Consider the following 16227-nt stretch of genomic DNA (forward strand, 5'->3'; position numbering starts at 1 on the left):
GCCCGCCCCGGCCGGCCCCGGTGAACGACATGGTCGAACTGGCGAGGAAGCCCGCCGTGCTGGAGGTGCCCGCGACGGTGCAGGCACTGGGCGAGATCGCCGCGTTCGTCCTGCGGCTGGCCGGCCGGGCGGGCCTCTGCAAGTCGGCCGTCTACCGGATCCGGCTGGCCGTGGACGAACTGGCCACCAACATCGTCATGCACGGGTACCGGGGCGGCGACGGACGGATCACCGTCCGCGGCCGCTCCGGCCCCGACGGGGTGCGGATCGTCATCGAGGACACCGCCCCCGCGTTCGACCCCGTCGAGGGCCGCCTGCCTCCCGCCCCCGGGGTTCCCCCGGACCGGCGGCGGGTCGGCGGCCTCGGCATCCACCTGGCACTGACCAGCGTGGACGAGTACGCCTACGCACGCAGCGACGGCCGCAACATCAGCACGCTCACTGTGAAGGCCGAGGGGACGGACCCATGCCCTCCACGATCGTGATCATCCTCGACGAGCACCCGCCCCCGCCGCGCGAACTGCTCGACGCGCTGCGGTCGATGGACGCGGAACTCGTCACCCGCACGCTGGCCCAGCTGCACGAGGGCCCGCTGGAGGTACTGCCCGTCGCGGACGTGCTGCTCGCCCCGGCCGAGACCGACGGGGAGGCCGTACGGACCGCCGTCCGCAGGCTGCGGCGCTGGGCCGGGGCCCCCATCGTGGTCGTCTGGACCGCCGGGGACTTCACCGCCCTGGAACGGCACGTCCGCCTCGGCCACGACTACCTCGTACCGCCCTTCCTGCCCGCCCTCGTCGGCGCCCGCCTGCACAGCTGCTCCGAACGGGCCGGACTCGGCCGCACCCTGCGCGAGGCCGACGCCCGCGCCGAACTCATGGGATACGAGAAGGAACTGGAGATCGGCCGCGAGATCCAGGCCGGCTTCCTGCCCGAATCGCTGCCCGTCCCCGCGGGCTGGGAGATCGACGTGCGCTTCCGGCCCGCCCGGCAGGTCGCCGGGGACTTCTACGACGTCTTCGAGCTCTCCCGGGGCCGGCGCCTGGCCGTCGTCGTCGCCGACGTCTGCGACAAGGGCGTCGGCGCCGCCCTCTTCATGGCCCTCATCCGCTCCCTGCTGCGCCACACCGCCGAGAACAGCGGACTCCAGCACCTGATGGCCGCGAGCCGTACCGGCGGCAGCCGCCGCACCCCGGTCGTCGGCGCCACCCCCCTGCTCAACGCGGTCACCGCGACCAACGGCTACCTCACCCGCAACCACCTGCGGCAGGGCTACTTCGCCACCCTCTTCTTCGGCGTGCTCGACCCGCTCACCGGCAGCCTCGTCTACATCAACGGCGGCCACAACCCGCCGCTCCTGCTCTGCGGCGACGGCGGCCTGCCCCGGCCGCTGGACGTCACCGGACCGGCCGTCGGCGTCCTGCCCGACTGCGTCTACACCCTCGGCTACGCCCAGGTGAACCCCGGCGACACCCTCTTCGTGTTCACCGACGGAGTGCCCGAGGCCCGCTGTCCCGAAGGCAGCTTCCTGGGCGACGAGCGGATGCTGGAACTGCTCGGCGGGCCCCCGGCCAGCGGCAAGGACGTCGTCGACCGGATGGACCTCGCGGTCCGCGAGCACACCGGCACCGCCGAACAGCACGACGACGTCACCATGCTGGCCCTGCACCGGCCACGCGCGGCGCGGGGGCCGCACGCGACCGGACCGGGCCACCGGGTGGTGGCCTGATGACCCGGACCATCGTGGTGCACTCGCACCGCGGCGGCACCGGCAAGTCCTCGGTGCTGGCGAACCTCGCGCTGCTCCTCGCGGCCGGGGGACACCGCGTGGGCGCGGTGGACACCGACCTCCAGTCACCCACCCTGGACCTGCTGTTCGGGCTCCCGCCCGGAGCCGGCTCGCTCGCCGACTACCTGCTCGGCCGCTGCGAGATCGAGACCGCGGCCAGGCGGACCGGCGTGCCCGGGCTGTACCTCGTACCGGCCCGGACCGGGACGGCCGCGCTGCGCGAGCTGATGACCACCGGCTACGACGTCGGGCTGCTCCCCGAGGGCTTCGACCGGCTGGCCCGCCACCACGCGCTCGACGTGCTGCTGCTCGACACGCACGCCGGGCTGAACAACGAGTCCGTGACCGCCATGGGCAGCGCCGACGTCGTCCTGATCATGGCCCGGGCGGACCGCATCGACCTCTCCGGGGTGGAGGAGACCATCGCCCTGGTCGGACGGCTCGCCTGCCGGCGGGTCCTGGTCCTGAGCATGGCGCCCGAAGGCATCGACCGGCAGGACGTCCGCCGCAGGGCCGAGGACGTCTACGGCGCACCCCTGGCCGGAGTACTTCCGTACGTACCGGAAATGGCGGCGCTGTACGGCGAGCGCATATTCGTGGACGCCCACCCGGGCCACCCCCTGGTGGGTGAATTCCGCGCGATCCTTTCGGCGCTGGACGCACGTGACGAAGTATCGCGCGCCTGACGCCACCCCCTTACGCCCCCAGCAGGGGGCGTGTTGAATCGGCAGCGAATCCAGAACAAGGAGAACGGTCATGAAGATACTCGTCGTCATGACGGCAAAGGCCACGCTCCACCTGCTGGACGGAGAACAGCACCCCTCGGGATTCTGGGCCGAGGAATTCGCCGTTCCCTACACGGTCTTCCGGGCCGCCGGCCACACCGTGGACGTGGCGACGATCGGGGGCCGCGCCCCCACGGTCGACCAGACCAGCATCGACCCGCAGTTCCTGCGCTGGGTCCGCCCCGAGGGCTCGCCCGACGAGGACGCGGCCAACGCCGCCGCCTACGTCCGCGTGATCGAGGAGACCCCCCAGCTGAAGCAGCCGATCGCCCTGGAATCCCTGGGCGAGAAGGACGTCGCCGGATACGACGGCATCTACGTCAGCGGCGGCCACGGCGCCATCGGCGACCTGCCCAAGTCCGACGAACTGGCCCAGCTGCTGCGCTGGGCCATCGCCCAGGACAAGCCGCTGGCCACCGTCTGCCACGGCCACACCGCGCTCCTCGCCCTGCGCGACGGCGAGGGCCGCTGGCCCTTCGAGGGCTACCGGATGACCGCGTTCTCGCACAGCGAGGAACTGGTCACCAACATGGCCGGCCGGCTCCCCCTGATCCTGGAGGCCGAACTCACCAGACTCGGCGCCCGCTACGAGAAGGCCGAAGCGATCTGGGACTCGCACGTCGTCGTGGACCGCAGGCTCACCACCGGCCAGAACCCGTACTCCTCCAAGGCCCTCGCCGAAACGTTCCTGACCCAGCTCCCGCAGGGCTAGCGAGCCCGCACCGCACCCGACACCGGAAGGTCAGCCATGACCAAGCGCGAGCTCAGCGGCCAGCCCCTGGCCAACCCCGGGAAACTGTTCATCGGAGGCCAGTGGGTCCCCGCCCGGGACGGCCGTACCGAACCGGACGTCAGCCCCGTGGACGGCCAGGAGATCGTGCCGGTGGCGCAGGCGGCCGCGGCCGACGCGGACGCGGCCGTCCAGGCCGCGCGCACGGCGTACGAGGAAGGCCCGTGGAGTCGGCTCTCCGCCCAGGAGCGCGCGCTGCGGCTGAACCGGGTCGGCGAGCTCATCGAGCGCGACCTGGAGGAGATCGCCCTGCTGGAGACGGTGGACATGGGCAAGCCGTTCGCGTTCTCCAGCACCGTCGACGCCCCCATGGCGGCCCAGCTCATGCACTACTACGCCGGCGCGGTGACCCGCGTCGACGGCTCCTCCCGGGCCCCGGCCGGCGGACAGCTCGCCTACACCCTGCGCGAACCGCTCGGAGTGGTGTGCGCCATCACCCCGTTCAACTTCCCGCTGCTGCTGTCCATGACCAAGATCGCCCCGGCCCTCGCGGCCGGCAACACGGTCGTCCACAAGCCCTCCCCGGCCACCCCGCTCACCGCACTGAAGATCGCCGAACTGTTCCAGGAGGCGGAGATCCCGGACGGCGTGCTGAACGTCATCACCGGCCCCGGCGTGGAACTGGGGGAGACCCTCACCGACCACCCCGGCATCGACAAGATCGCCTTCACCGGCTCGACCGTCGTGGGCCAGTCCATCATCCGCAAGGCCGCCGGCACCCTGAAGAAGGTGACGATGGAACTCGGCGGGAAGTCCGCCAACATCGTCTTCGCCGACGCCGACCTCGACGCCGCCGAGGAACTCGCCTTCTTCGGCATCTACTACAACAAGGGCGAGATCTGCACCGCCGGCTCCCGGCTCCTGCTGCACCGCCCCGTCCACGACGAGATGGTCGAACGCCTCGTCCGGCGCGCCGCCGCCCTCAAGCCGGGCGACCCGCGCGACCCCGCCACGCTCTTCGGCCCACTGGCCCACCGCGGCCAGTTCGACAAGGTCAGCTCCTACATCGAGGTCGGCGAGAAGGAAGGCGCGGTGCTGCGCACCGGCGGCACGGGCTGGACCCCCGAAGGAGCCTCCAGCCAGGGCCTGTACTTCCTGCCGACCGTCTTCACCGGCGTCGACAACGGGATGCGGATCGCCCAGGAGGAGATCTTCGGCCCCGTCCTGTCGATCATCCCCTTCGACACCGAGGAGGACGCCGTGCGCATCGCCAACGACAGCGCGTACGGCCTCGCCGCCGGGGTCCACACCAAGGACCTGCGGCGGGCCCACCGGGTCGCGTCCCAGATCAAGGCCGGCACGGTCTGGGTGAATTGCTACAACCAGTACGACCCCGCCGTGCCCTACGGCGGCTACAAGGCCTCCGGCTACGGCCGCGAGTGCGGCCCCGAGTCGCTGGAGAGCTACACCCAGACCAAGTCGGTCTGGATCGGGATGGACTGACGCCGGCCGCGCCGGACGAGCGACTGAGGAGCCTCCATGCAGACGGGCATCATCGGCACCGGCCGGATCGGCTCGGCCCTCGCGAGGATCATGGTGGCGGCGGGCCACCGCGTGGTCCTGGCCAACGCCCGCGGGCCGCGCGCGCTCGCACCCCTGCTGGCCGAACTGGGCCCGGCGGCGCAGGCCGCGGACCCCGTCGCAGCCGCCGGCCGCGCCGACCTCCTGGTGCTGATGGTGCCGTTCGCCGGTGTCCGGGGACTGCTGCCGCCGCACGTCGTCCAGGACAAGGTCCTGATCGACGCCACCAACGCGTTCCCAGCCCCCGGAGAGCCCGCCCCCGCTCCCGGCGGCCGGGGCTCCAGCGAACTGGTCGCCGACTGGTATCCCGGCGCCCGGATCGTGAAATCCCTCAACACCATGCATTTCGAAACCCTCGCCGTCGCCGGAACCGCACCGGGCGAGCGCCTGGCGCATTTCACGGCGGGCGACGACCCGAAAGCGAAGGAAATCGTCGCCGGAATCATCACGGATCTCGGATTCGTGGCCGTCGACACCGGCCCGCTGCATTCCGGAGGAATTCTCCAGCAGCCCGGCGGGCCCCTTTTCAACCGGCCGCTCACGGAAGCGCAGGCGCTCGCATGGATCTGACACTGCACGTGAACGGAAGACCCGAACGGTTCTCGGCACGTCCCAGCGAACTCCTCGTGGAACGGCTGCGCGACGGACTCGGACTGACCGGGACCAAGGTCGGCTGCGACACCGGCCAGTGCGGCACCTGCGTGGTCCGCCTCGACGGCCGGTCCGTCAAGAGCTGCCTGGTCCTCACCGCGGCCGCCGCCGGCTCCGAGGTCACCACCATCGAGGGCGTCACCGCCCCCGGCGGCGAACTGAGCGGACTCCAGGAGGCACTGCGCCAGGAGCACGGCACCCAGTGCGGCTTCTGCACCCCGGGCATGGTCATGGCCCTCGGCGAGCTCGTCGAGAACACCACGGGCGGCGAGCCCCCCACCGAACCGGAGATCCGCGAATGGCTCACCGGCAACCTGTGCCGCTGCACCGGCTACCACAGCGTGGTCCGCGGCGTGCAGCGCGCCTGCGCCCCCGCCGCGCCCGCCGGGGCGGCGACCGGCACGCCCGGGCAGGAGGGAGCGGCGAGATGACCACCGTGACGGGGGAAACCACGGCCACGGCTACAGCTACGGCCACGGCCGAAGCCGGAACCGAAGCCGCGACCGAAGCGGCGCCCGCCGGGGCGGGCGTACTGGGCCGGCCGCTCGACAGCCGCGAGGACCCGCAGCTCCTGCGCGGCGAGGCGACGTACGTGGCGGACATCGACCTGCCGGGCACCGCGCACATGGCGATCCTCGGCAGCACCGTGGCCCACGCGAAGATCCTCTCCATCGACACCGGGCCCGCCGAGCGGCTGCCCGGCGTCCTCAAGGTCGCCACCGCCGCCGACTTCACCGACGTGATGCCGCTGCCCTGCATCTGGATACCCGGCGGGGTCGAGAGCCACTTCCCGCCCCACCCCTACGGACTGCCCGGATCCCGCCCGGTGCTGAGCGGGGACACCGTCCGGCACGTCGGCGACCCCGTCGCCGTCGTCGTCGCCGAGACCCCCCGCCAGGCCGCCGCCGCGCTCGCCGCCATCACCGTCGCCTACGACCCGCTGCCCGTGGTCACCCGCGCCGACGAGGCCCTCGCCGAGGGCGCGCCCCAGCTGCACGAAGCCGTACCCGGCAACCTGAACGCGTACTGGACCTGCGGGGACAAGGACCGCACCGACGCGGCCATCGCCGCCGCCGAGGTCACCGTCGAACTCGACCTGGTCAACCAGCGCACCATCAACAGCCCCATCGAACCCCGCGGAGCGGTCGGCGACTACGACGCCCGCACCGGCGACTACACCCTCTACGCCTCCACCCAGGGTCCCCACAACCACCGCTTCCTGCTCTCCGCGCTGGTCCTCGGGATCCCCTTCAACAAGCTCCGGGTGATCGCCCCGACCGTCGGCGGCAGCTTCGGCACCAAGGGCTACCTGTACCCCGACATGGCGCTCGTGCTGCTGCTCTCCAAGGCCCTCGGCCGGCCCGTGAAATGGGTGGACACCCGCACCGGACTGATGAACTCCACCGTTCAGGGCCGCGACCACCGCCAGCACGTCACCCTCGCCGGCACCCGCGACGGCCGCATCACCGCCGTGCGCTGCACCAGCTACGCCAACCTCGGCGCCTACCCCTCCACCATCGGTCCCGGAGTGGCCACTGCCCTGATGGGCCGCTCCATCAGCGGCATGTACGACATCGACGCGGCCTTCTGCGAGGTCTACGCCGCCTTCACCAACACCGTCTCCCTCGGCGCCCAGCGCGGCAGCGGACGGGCCGAGGCCGCCTTCCTGATGGAACGCCTCGTCGACCGCTACGCCGGCGAGATCGGCATGGACCCGGCGGCCGTACGCCGCAAGAACCTGGTGCCCAAGGAGAAGTTCCCGTACGACAACGGCCTCGGCTGGACGTACGACTCCGGGAACTACCAGCTGAACTTCGACCGGGCGCTGGAGCTGTCCGGCTACGCGGACATGCCCGCCCGCAAGACCGAGGCCCGGGCCCGCGGCAAACGGCTCGGCGTCGGCATCGCCACCTACGTCGCGATCTGCGGGGTCGGCCCCTCCACCCGGATGTCCCAGGAGGGCATGCTCGGCGGCACCTGGGAGAGCGCCAACATCCGTGTCCACCCGACCGGCGAGGTCACCGTCACCGTCGGCTCCGCCTCCACCGGCCAGAGCCACGGCACCGTCTTCGCCCAGGTCGCCGCCGACGAGCTCGGCATCGACCCGGACACCGTCCAGGTGCTGGAGGGCGACACGCAGAAGGCCCCGTACGGGCAGGGCACCTACGGCTCGCGCTCCTACAGCATGGCCGCGCCCGCCGTCGCCCTCACCGCCCGGAAGATCAAGGCCAAGCTGCTCCGGGCCGGAGCCGTCTTCCTCGGCATCCCCGAGGACAAGGCCGTCTACGCGGACGGCAAGGTCCACGAGGCGGGCAACGAGGAGAACGCCAAGACCTTCGCCGAACTCGCGATGGCCATGTGGTACGGCTGGGGCCTGCCCCCGGAGATCGAACCGGCCCTCGACGAGACCACCCACTTCGACCCGCCGGACTTCAACTACCCCTTCGGCACCCACGTCGCCGTCGTCGAGGTCGACGAACTCACCGGCGAGACCGAGGTGGTCGCCTACACCGCCGTCGACGACGCCGGGAACATCGGCAACCCGAAGATCGTCCACGGGCAGATCGAGGGCAGCATCGTCCACGGCCTCGGACAGGCCCTCATGGAGGCCGCCGAGTACGACGAGAACGGCCTGCTCATCAGCTCCGACCTCGGCCACTACGCCCTGCCGCGCGCCGCCGACGTGCCCTTCTTCGCCCTCGACAAGACCGTCACGCCCAGCCCGCACAACCCGCTCGGCGCCAAGGGCGCCGGCGAGATCGCCACCGTGCCGCCCGCCGCCGCCGTCGTCAACGCGGTCGTCGACGCCCTCTCCGACCTGGGCGTCCGGCACATCGACATGCCCCTCACCCCCGAGAAGGTGTGGCGCCGCCTGCGAGGAGAAGACCAGTGATCCTCACCGACTTCGACTACGTCCGGCCCGCCGGCCTGGACGAGGCCCTCGCCCTGCTCGCCGCCGACCCCGGCGCCCGCGCGCTCGCCGGCGGCCAGAGCCTGCTGCCCGAGCTGCGCACCGGCGCCACGACGGCCCGCCTCCTGGTCGACGTACGGCACCTGGAGGAGCTGCGCGGCATCGCGCGGACCGCCGACGGGATCCGGATCGGGGCCCTCACCACCCTCGCCGCGCTCGCCGCCGACCCGCTCGTGCTCGCCGGGGCACCCGAGGCGGCCGCCGCCGCCCGCGCCAACGGCGACCCGCAGGTCCGCAACCTCGGCACCGTCGGCGGGAACCTCGCCGTCACCGGCCGCCCCACCGACCTGCCCGTCGCCGCCCTCGCCGCCGGCGCGACGGTGGAACTGGCCGGGCCCGGCGGGCTCCGCACCGTACCCGCCGAGGACCTCACCGCCTCCGGCGTCCCGTCGGGGGAACTGGTCACCGCCCTGCTGGTGCCCGCCGACGGCCCGGCCGGCGCCTTCGAGAAGACCGCCGACCGCGCCACCCGCTACCCGCTGTGCGCCGCCGCCGTACGGATCACCCCCGACGGGCCGCGGATCGCCGTCACCGGAGCCACCCGGCGCGCCCTGCGCCTGCGCGGGGTCGAGGACCGGCTGCGCGACGGCCCGTACGACACGGAGGCCGTACTCGCGGCCTTCCGCGCCGAGCCCCGGGAACTGTTCGTCCCCGGGCGCGGCACCTCGGCCGAATACCTCGGCCACCTCGCGGGGGTGCTCACCGCCCGCGCCCTGGCGAGGGCCGTCCGCACCCCCGCCTGACGCCGCCCGGTCCCCGGGGGGAGTGGAGCTGACGCCGTGGCCGAACCGACCGAGACGACGACCAGGGGAGACACCGTGCACCGAGGCGCCCGCGCGGCCGCCGCCGGGACCGGACCATCCGGCTTCCGGGTGGTGGGCGCGGTCCTGGTCCTGCTGATGCTCTCCTCCTCCGTACCCTCCGCCCTCTACGTGCTCTACCAGCAGGAGTGGGACCTGTCCTCCGGCACGATCACGGTGGTCTTCGCCCTGTACGCCGTCACCGTGCTCGCCGGACTCCTGCTGTTCGGTTCCCTCTCGGACACCCTCGGCCGCCGGCCCGTCCTCGGCGCCGCACTGGTCCTCGCGATCGTCTCCATGGGCCTGTTCGCCGCCGCCCAGGGCCTCGGCCTGCTGCTCGCCGCCCGCGCCGTGCAGGGCCTCGCGGTGGGCCTGGCCACCGGGGCGATGGGAGCCGCCCTGCTGGAACTCGCCCCCCGGGCGCGGCCCGCCCTCGGAGCGCAGGTCAACAGCGCGGGACCGACCGTCGGGATCGGCCTCGGCGGCATCGGCGCCGGCCTCCTCGTCCAGTACGCGCCCGCGCCGACCGTACTGAGCTACCTGCTGCTGGCCGGGGCCTTCGCGGTCGTCCTGGCCGGGGTGGTCCGGATGGGTGAGAGCGCTCCCGGCGCGGGCGGCCGCTTCCGGGTCGTCCCGCACCGGATCCGGGTGCCCGCCGCCGTACGCGGCCGGTTCGCGGTGCTCGTGCTGACCATCGTCGCCGTCTGGTCGGTCGGCGGGTTCTACCTCTCCCTCGGACCGCACCTGGCCCTGTCCCTGCTCGGCAGCACCAACCACCTCGCCGGCGGGGCGACCGTGGCCCTCCTCGCGGGCGCCGCGACCGGCGCCCAGCTGCTGCTCGGCCGCACCGGGGCGCTGCGAACCGCCGTGCTCGGGCTGCTCGGCCTGCTCGCCGGGCTCGGCCTGGTCCTGCTCGCCCTCGGCCTCGGTTCGGCGTCCCTGTTCCTCGGCGCGACCGCCGTCCTCGGCGCCGGCTGGGGGGCCGCCTTCCTCGGCTCCTTCCGGGCGCTGAGCGCCCTCGCCGCACCCGAACACCGCGGCGAACTCACCGCCGCCGTCTACGTCTTCGCGTACCTGGCCATGAGCGTCCCGGCGGTCCTCGCCGGAATGCTGACCAACATCCACGGACTGCACCGCACCTCGGTCGGTTTCATGGCCGCCGTCGCCGGGGTGTGCGCGCTGGCCCTGCTCGCGACCCTGCGACTGGCCGCCCGCACCAGGGCAGAGGGGAGCACGCCGTGAACACGGCCCTGCTGAGGTCCGCCCTGCGGGAGCTGGAGCTCTTCGCCGCGATCACCGACGACCAGCTGGACTGGCTGGTGGCGGTCTCCGAACCCCGGGTCCTGGCCGACGGGGAGGTCCTCTTCCGCGACGGCGAGGAGGCCACGGGCTTCCACGTGCTGCTCTCCGGAGGCCTGCTCGTCACCAAGGTCGTCGACGGCAGGGAGGAGGTACTCACCCGGCACTCCACCGAGGAGGACGGCGCCGCCGCCGAGGACCACGACGGCAAACCCGCCGCCGCGCACCGCTTCACCGGAGAGCTGCCGCTGCTGACCGACGGCTCCTACGTGGCCACCGCGGCGGCGAGCGGGCCGGCGACGACCGTCGTCGCCTACCCGAAGCCGGTGTTCTTCGAGATGCTGACCCGCTGCCACGGGGTGGCCGCCGTCCTGCTTCCCGTACTGGCCTGGCGGATCAAGTCCTCCGAGGTACAGGCCCGCAAACGGGCCACCGTCGAGGCGCTCGGCACCCTGGCCGCCGGTCTGGCGCACGAACTGAACAACCCGGCCGCCGCCGTGGCCCGCGCCGCGCAGGAACTCGTGCCCGCCCTCGACGGGCTGACCCGCACCGCCCGGGCGTGGGGCGCGGCCGCCTCGGGCGCGGAGCGCACCGTACTGGACCGGCTGGCCGGGGAGCTCGACGCGCTCGGGCCCCCCGCCACCAGCGACCCGCTGGAGCGGGCCGACGCGGAGGAGGAGATCGCGGACTGGGCTGCGGAGACCGGAGCCGGACACGCCGGACTGCTGGGCTCCGGCGCCTCCGACCTCGGCCTGGACCTCCCCTGGCTGCGCAAACGGCTGGAGGGGATCGGCGCGGCCGCCCTGCCCGCCGCCCTCGACCACCTCGCGGCCCTGCTGGAGGCCCGCTCCCTGGCCGCCGAGCTGCGCGCGGCCGGCCCGCGGATCTCCCAACTCGTGTCGGCCACCCGGGATTACGCCAATCTGGACCGGGCCCCCGAGCAGCGTTTCGCGGTGACCGACGGCCTGGAGAACACCCTGGTCGTGCTGAGGTCCAAGCTGACGGGCATCACCATCGTGCGGACGTACGAGCCGGAACTGCCCGAACTGACGGGCCACCCAGGCGAGTTGAACCAGGTGTGGACCAACCTGGTCGACAACGCGGCCGAGGCCATGGAAGGCGCCGGCGTACTCACGCTGCGTGCCCGGGCCGAGGGCGTCTGCATGGTCGTGGAGATCACCGACACCGGCCGCGGCATCCCGGAAGAGGTCCTGCCGCGGATCTTCGAACCCTTCTACACCACCAAGGACGTGGGGAAGGGCACGGGCCTGGGGCTGCACCTCAGCTACCGGATCGTGACCCAGCGCCACCACGGGTCGATCACGGCCCGGTCCCGTCCGGGGGAGACCCGGATGATCGTCCGGCTGCCGCTCGCACCGGCCGCCACCAGCAGTTCCGTCACCGGCGGCGCCGCCGACCGGGGCGCCGCCACCCGCTGAAAAGGGAGTCGAGCATGGCCACGTACGACATCTCCAAGCTGCACCCCGTGTTCGTCCGCCAGATGGAGGCGCTGGCCGCCCTGGACATCGAGGCGGTGATGAAGAACTACACCGACGACGCCGTGCTGCTGCGCTTCGAGGGCGCTTCCGTGGGCATCGACGCCGTTCGCGAGACGTTCACGGGATATCTCACCGTGAAGCCCACCCTGGTCGAACTCCAGGAGTACATCGAAACCGAGGACACCATCTTCTACCGGGCGATCATGAACCTGAACGGCGAACCGGAGCACGCGTTCGGGACGCTCGTCGTCCGCGATGGCCGGATCTGGCGCCAGACCGCCGGATTCGGCGGCTGAGGGTCCTTTCGTGGGTAGCGTGTGCGGGGAGGGCGGGGGAAGTGCCCTCCCCGCACACGCGGACGAATCGGTGAAGGGGAGGTCATGGAGCAGGAAACCAACCGCGTAGAGGCTTTCAGTGACGGCGTATTCGCCATCGTGATCACGATTCTCGTGCTGGAGTTAAAGGTTCCGGAAGAGGAGGGGACCGCACTCTGGCACGGGCTCTGGGAACAATGGCCGCACTACGCCGCTTATCTGGTGAGTTTCCTCATCATCGGCGTGATGTGGGTGAACCACCACACGATCTTCAGCCACCTCAAGCGGGTCGACCGACCGCTGTTGTTCCTGAACCTCCTGGTGCTGATGGTGGTTTCGGTGATTCCGTATACGACCAACGTGCTCGCCGAACACCTCACGGACGGGGAATCGGCCAACGTGGCCGCCATCCTCTACAGTTCGTGGACCGTCGTGTACGCTCTCGCCTTCCTGGGCTTCTGGTGGTACGTCACCCAGGTCGGTCACCTCTTCCACGAAACCGTGGACAAGGAAGGCGCCCGGGCCACGAGGATCCGATTCGGACTGGGCGCGGTCGCCTACCCCTTGACCGTTGTTCTGTCCTTCTTCTCGGCACCCCTCACTCTCGTCGCACATTTCCTGATCGCGCTCTACTACGCGGCGAACCAGATCCCCATCCCGCTCGTGGTAGGGGAAGAGCGGCTCGAATCTGTCAGCGACCTCAGGAAGTAGCCGCCCGGGCCTACGGCCGTTCTCCGCGGTCAAGTAGGGTAAAGGATCTAGTCTGGTCGCGGGGGAGGCCCAGATGGCTCGCGCAGTCCTGCCGGAGGAATCCGCGAAGGAAATCTCCGATTTGATCGACGTGCTGATCTCGCTGTTTTTCGAATCCTTACCCCGGCGGGACCAGCGGAACTGGGCCCGTGTTTATCTGAACGGCCTCGTGCGGACCAGCGGGAAGAAAACGATCCGTAACATCGCCGGAACCGGAGCCAGTTCCGTCGAACAGAGCCTCCAGCAGTTCATCAGCAAATCCCCCTGGGACTGGACACCGGTCCGCCGCTCCCTCGCCCAGCACCTGGAACGCACCGCCCAGCGACCCCTGGCATGGGTCGTGCAGCCCATGGTCATCGAGAAGGCCGGAGACCGGTCCGTGGGCGTCGGCCGGCAGTTCGTCCCCCAGCTCGGCCGCACCGCCAACTGTCAGCAGGCCGGCGGGATCTGGCTCGCCTCCAGCGACGCCAGCTTCCCCGTCGAATGGACCCTCACCCTCCCCGGCCCCTGGACCAGCGAACTGCTCCGCCGCCGCCGGGCCGGCATCCCCGACACCGCACGCTCCCTCACCCCCGCCCAGGACGCCGTGCACGCCGTCCAGCGGATGGCCGCGACCTGGCAGCTCCAGCGCCGGCCGGTCGTGATGGACGTCTCCAACACCGACCTCCCGCAGACCATCGAGGCCTTCGCCCTCCAGGACATCCCCTTCGTCCTCAAGGTCGACGGCTCCCTGCCCGTCTCCTTCGGCGGCGCCGGCCGCCACAAACCCGGGCCGCACACCGCACCCGCCCGCGAGCTCATCGACTCGCTGCGCTCCCAGCGCCGGGTCGTCGAATGGACCCGGCACGGCCGCACCGAGGGAGCGGTCACCCTGCTCACCTCGGCCCCCATCCTCGCCACCCCCTGCGAGGACCGGCCCGCGCCCGCACCGCCCACCCCCCTGCTCCTGTTCGGCGCCTGGACCGAAACCGCCCTGCTGCCCTCCGAGTTCTGGATCACCAACATCGGAGACCGGCCCCTCGCCCAGCTCTTCCTGCTGGCCAAGCTCACCGACCGGGTCTCCCTGGACTTCGCCGAGACCAGCGAACCCGTCGGGATCCGGGACTTCGAAGGCCGCTCCTTCCGCGGCTGGCACCACCACGCCACCCTCGCCAGCGTGGCCCACGCGGCCCGGCTGCTCGGGACCGGCGGACACCACGAGCCCGTGCCCCCCTCCACCCTGCGCTCCCCGCTCCCCGCCCGGCCGGCCGCCGTACTGCCGCCCCGGCCGCTCGTCCCCGGCCAGTCCCCGCGCCGCGCGTACATCCGCTGATGCCGGACATCGCCCGGGACCTGCGGCACCCCGCGGCCCGGGGGCCCCTACGGGACCAAGGTCCCGTAGACCCCTTCCTTCGCCTGCGGGACCAAGGTCCCGTAGGAACGAACCACACGGCCCGGAATGTCCTGGAGGATCGGCCCGGGCGGCGCGAACGCCAGGTCATGGGAGAATGAAGTACGTGCGTTTCCTCGGCGCCCCGTCGAGGCCATAGAAGGATCCTTCGATCGACTGGGATGTTCAGCACGTGCGTTTCCTCAATGACCTGAAGCCGCCGTACGACCTGACGTACGACGATGTGTTCATGGTGCCGAGCCGCTCAGCGGTCGGTTCCCGGCAGGGCGTGGACCTCTCCTCGCCCGACGGCACCGGCACCACCATTCCCCTCGTCGTGGCGAACATGACCGCCATCGCGGGCCGCCGCATGGCCGAGACCGTCGCCCGCCGCGGCGGGATCGTCGTCATCCCGCAGGACATCCCGATCGAGATCGTCACCGACGTCATCTCCTGGGTGAAGACCCGCCACCACGTGCTCGACACCCCGATCACGCTGGCGCCCACCCAGACCGTCGCCGACGCCCTCTCCCTGCTGCCGAAGCGCGCCCACGGCGCCGGCGTCGTCGTCGACGCCGACAACCGCCCGATCGGCGTCGTCACCGACCACGACCTCACCGGCGTGGACCGCTTCACCCAGCTCTCCGAGGTCATGTCGAAGGAGCTCCTGCTCATCGACGCCGACATCGACCCCCGCGACGCCTTCAACCAGCTCGACGCGGGCCACCGCAAGCTGGCCCCCGCCGTCGACAAGGACGGCCGCCTCGTCGGCATCCTGACCCGCAAGGGCGCCCTGCGCGCCACCCTGTACACCCCGGCCACCGACGCCAACGGCAAGCTGCGCATCGCCGCGGCCGTCGGCATCAACGGCGACTTCGCCGCCAAGGCCAAGCAGCTGCTGGACGCCGGTGTGGACACGCTGGTCATCGACACGGCCCACGGCCACCAGGAATCGATGATCAACGCGATCAAGGCCGTCCGCGCGCTGGACCCGCACGTCCCGATCGTCGCCGGCAACATCGTCGCCGCCGAGGGCGTCAAGGACCTCATCGACGCCGGCGCCGACATCATCAAGGTCGGTGTGGGCCCCGGCGCCATGTGCACCACCCGCATGATGACCGGCGTGGGCCGCCCGCAGTTCTCCGCGGTCCTGGAGTGCGCCGCCGAGGCGAAGAAGTACGGCAAGCACGTCTGGGCCGACGGCGGTGTCCGTCACCCGCGCGACGTCGCGATGGCCCTGGCCGCCGGCGCCTCCAACGTCATGATCGGCTCCTGGTTCGCCGGTACGTACGAGTCCCCGGGCGACCTCCAGCAGTCCGCCGACGGGCGCTTCTACAAGGAGTCCTTCGGCATGGCCTCGGCCCGCGCCGTGCGCAACCGCACCTCCGAGGAGTCCGCCTACGACCGCGCCCGCAAGGCGCTGTTCGAAGAGGGCATCTCCACCTCGCGCATGTTCCTCGACCCGACCCGCCCGGGCGTCGAAGACCTGATCGACTCGATCATCGCCGGTGTCCGCTCCTCCTGCACCTACGCCGGTGCGGGCTCCCTCGCGGAGTTCGAGGAGAAGGCCGTCGTCGGCATCCAGTCCGCCGCCGGCTACGCCGAGGGCAAGCCGCTGCACGCCAGCTGGAGCTAGTACCTCTCCGTACAGCCCACCGCACGCCGGCGCCCCGTGGCCCCGGTCCCGCCCCC

Annotated in this window: 15 protein-coding genes; all 15 read left to right on the forward strand. The window is 71.9% G+C overall.

What is annotated here, in order from left to right; translation table 11 throughout:
- Positions 1–29: 29 nt before the first annotated feature.
- Entirely contained in the window at positions 30–485 is a 456-nt protein-coding gene (locus AC07B0_RS33065) for an ATP-binding protein (RefSeq protein ID WP_478899693.1), read from the forward strand.
- Entirely contained in the window at positions 467–1726 is a 1260-nt protein-coding gene (locus AC07B0_RS33070; RefSeq protein ID WP_356876741.1) for a PP2C family protein-serine/threonine phosphatase, read from the forward strand. Before AC07B0_RS33065 ends, AC07B0_RS33070 begins: the two co-directional genes overlap by 19 nt.
- The gene (locus tag AC07B0_RS33075; RefSeq protein WP_469382093.1) at positions 1726–2472 is read left to right on the forward strand and encodes a MinD/ParA family ATP-binding protein; all 747 of its coding nucleotides are present in this window, start codon (positions 1726–1728) and stop codon (positions 2470–2472) included. The genes AC07B0_RS33070 and AC07B0_RS33075 overlap by 1 nt, the downstream gene beginning before the upstream one ends.
- Positions 2473–2542: 70 nt before the next feature.
- On the forward strand, positions 2543–3283 hold the full coding sequence (locus AC07B0_RS33080; RefSeq protein WP_356876745.1) for a type 1 glutamine amidotransferase domain-containing protein: 741 nt from the start codon (positions 2543–2545) through the stop codon (positions 3281–3283).
- A gap of 36 nt (positions 3284–3319) precedes the next feature.
- Positions 3320–4804, forward strand: coding sequence for an aldehyde dehydrogenase family protein (locus AC07B0_RS33085; protein ID WP_356876747.1), 1485 nt, complete (start codon positions 3320–3322; stop codon positions 4802–4804).
- A 36-nt stretch (positions 4805–4840) separates the two neighbouring features.
- Positions 4841–5452: an NADPH-dependent F420 reductase gene (locus AC07B0_RS33090; RefSeq protein ID WP_356876749.1), complete on the forward strand. Its 612-nt coding sequence runs from the start codon at positions 4841–4843 to the stop codon at positions 5450–5452.
- Positions 5443–5964 carry a (2Fe-2S)-binding protein gene (locus tag AC07B0_RS33095; RefSeq protein ID WP_478899694.1) on the forward strand — a complete coding sequence of 174 codons (522 nt, stop codon included), beginning with the start codon at positions 5443–5445 and terminating at the stop codon, positions 5962–5964. Before AC07B0_RS33090 ends, AC07B0_RS33095 begins: the two co-directional genes overlap by 10 nt.
- Positions 5961–8426, forward strand: a complete 2466-nt coding sequence (locus AC07B0_RS33100) for a xanthine dehydrogenase family protein molybdopterin-binding subunit (protein ID WP_478899695.1) — start codon at positions 5961–5963, stop codon at positions 8424–8426. The genes AC07B0_RS33095 and AC07B0_RS33100 overlap by 4 nt, the downstream gene beginning before the upstream one ends.
- Positions 8423–9247, forward strand: coding sequence for an FAD binding domain-containing protein (locus tag AC07B0_RS33105; protein WP_478899696.1), 825 nt, complete (start codon positions 8423–8425; stop codon positions 9245–9247). Before AC07B0_RS33100 ends, AC07B0_RS33105 begins: the two co-directional genes overlap by 4 nt.
- Before the next feature lie 36 nt (positions 9248–9283).
- Entirely contained in the window at positions 9284–10546 is a 1263-nt protein-coding gene (locus AC07B0_RS33110; RefSeq protein ID WP_356876757.1) for an MFS transporter, read from the forward strand.
- The gene (locus AC07B0_RS33115) at positions 10543–12042 is read left to right on the forward strand and encodes an ATP-binding protein (RefSeq protein ID WP_478899699.1); all 1500 of its coding nucleotides are present in this window, start codon (positions 10543–10545) and stop codon (positions 12040–12042) included. Before AC07B0_RS33110 ends, AC07B0_RS33115 begins: the two co-directional genes overlap by 4 nt.
- A 14-nt stretch (positions 12043–12056) precedes the next feature.
- Positions 12057–12398: a nuclear transport factor 2 family protein gene (locus tag AC07B0_RS33120; RefSeq protein WP_356876761.1), complete on the forward strand. Its 342-nt coding sequence runs from the start codon at positions 12057–12059 to the stop codon at positions 12396–12398.
- Positions 12399–12482: 84 nt separating this feature from the next.
- The gene (locus tag AC07B0_RS33125; RefSeq protein WP_467298521.1) at positions 12483–13127 is read left to right on the forward strand and encodes a TMEM175 family protein; all 645 of its coding nucleotides are present in this window, start codon (positions 12483–12485) and stop codon (positions 13125–13127) included.
- A 73-nt stretch (positions 13128–13200) separates the two neighbouring features.
- Positions 13201–14478 carry an IS701 family transposase gene (locus tag AC07B0_RS33130; RefSeq protein WP_356876765.1) on the forward strand — a complete coding sequence of 426 codons (1278 nt, stop codon included), beginning with the start codon at positions 13201–13203 and terminating at the stop codon, positions 14476–14478.
- A gap of 250 nt (positions 14479–14728) precedes the next feature.
- Positions 14729–16171, forward strand: a complete 1443-nt coding sequence (locus AC07B0_RS33135; protein ID WP_356876767.1) for a GuaB1 family IMP dehydrogenase-related protein — start codon at positions 14729–14731, stop codon at positions 16169–16171.
- Positions 16172–16227: the final 56 nt, after the last annotated feature.

It is taken from the genome of Streptomyces sp. NPDC044704, assembly GCF_056433525.1.

Bases quoted from the DNA above. Each gene is read 5' to 3' on its own strand.
- AC07B0_RS33065 (WP_478899693.1), top strand. From the start codon at position 30: ATGGTCGAACTGGCGAGGAAGCCCGCCGTGCTGGAGGTGCCCGCGACG.
- AC07B0_RS33070 (WP_356876741.1), top strand. From the start codon at position 467: ATGCCCTCCACGATCGTGATCATCCTCGACGAGCACCCGCCCCCGCCG.
- AC07B0_RS33075 (WP_469382093.1), top strand. From the start codon at position 1,726: ATGACCCGGACCATCGTGGTGCACTCGCACCGCGGCGGCACCGGCAAG.
- AC07B0_RS33080 (WP_356876745.1), top strand. From the start codon at position 2,543: ATGAAGATACTCGTCGTCATGACGGCAAAGGCCACGCTCCACCTGCTG.
- AC07B0_RS33085 (WP_356876747.1), top strand. From the start codon at position 3,320: ATGACCAAGCGCGAGCTCAGCGGCCAGCCCCTGGCCAACCCCGGGAAA.
- AC07B0_RS33090 (WP_356876749.1), top strand. From the start codon at position 4,841: ATGCAGACGGGCATCATCGGCACCGGCCGGATCGGCTCGGCCCTCGCG.
- AC07B0_RS33095 (WP_478899694.1), top strand. From the start codon at position 5,443: ATGGATCTGACACTGCACGTGAACGGAAGACCCGAACGGTTCTCGGCA.
- AC07B0_RS33100 (WP_478899695.1), top strand. From the start codon at position 5,961: ATGACCACCGTGACGGGGGAAACCACGGCCACGGCTACAGCTACGGCC.
- AC07B0_RS33120 (WP_356876761.1), top strand. From the start codon at position 12,057: ATGGCCACGTACGACATCTCCAAGCTGCACCCCGTGTTCGTCCGCCAG.
- AC07B0_RS33125 (WP_467298521.1), top strand. From the start codon at position 12,483: ATGGAGCAGGAAACCAACCGCGTAGAGGCTTTCAGTGACGGCGTATTC.
- AC07B0_RS33130 (WP_356876765.1), top strand. From the start codon at position 13,201: ATGGCTCGCGCAGTCCTGCCGGAGGAATCCGCGAAGGAAATCTCCGAT.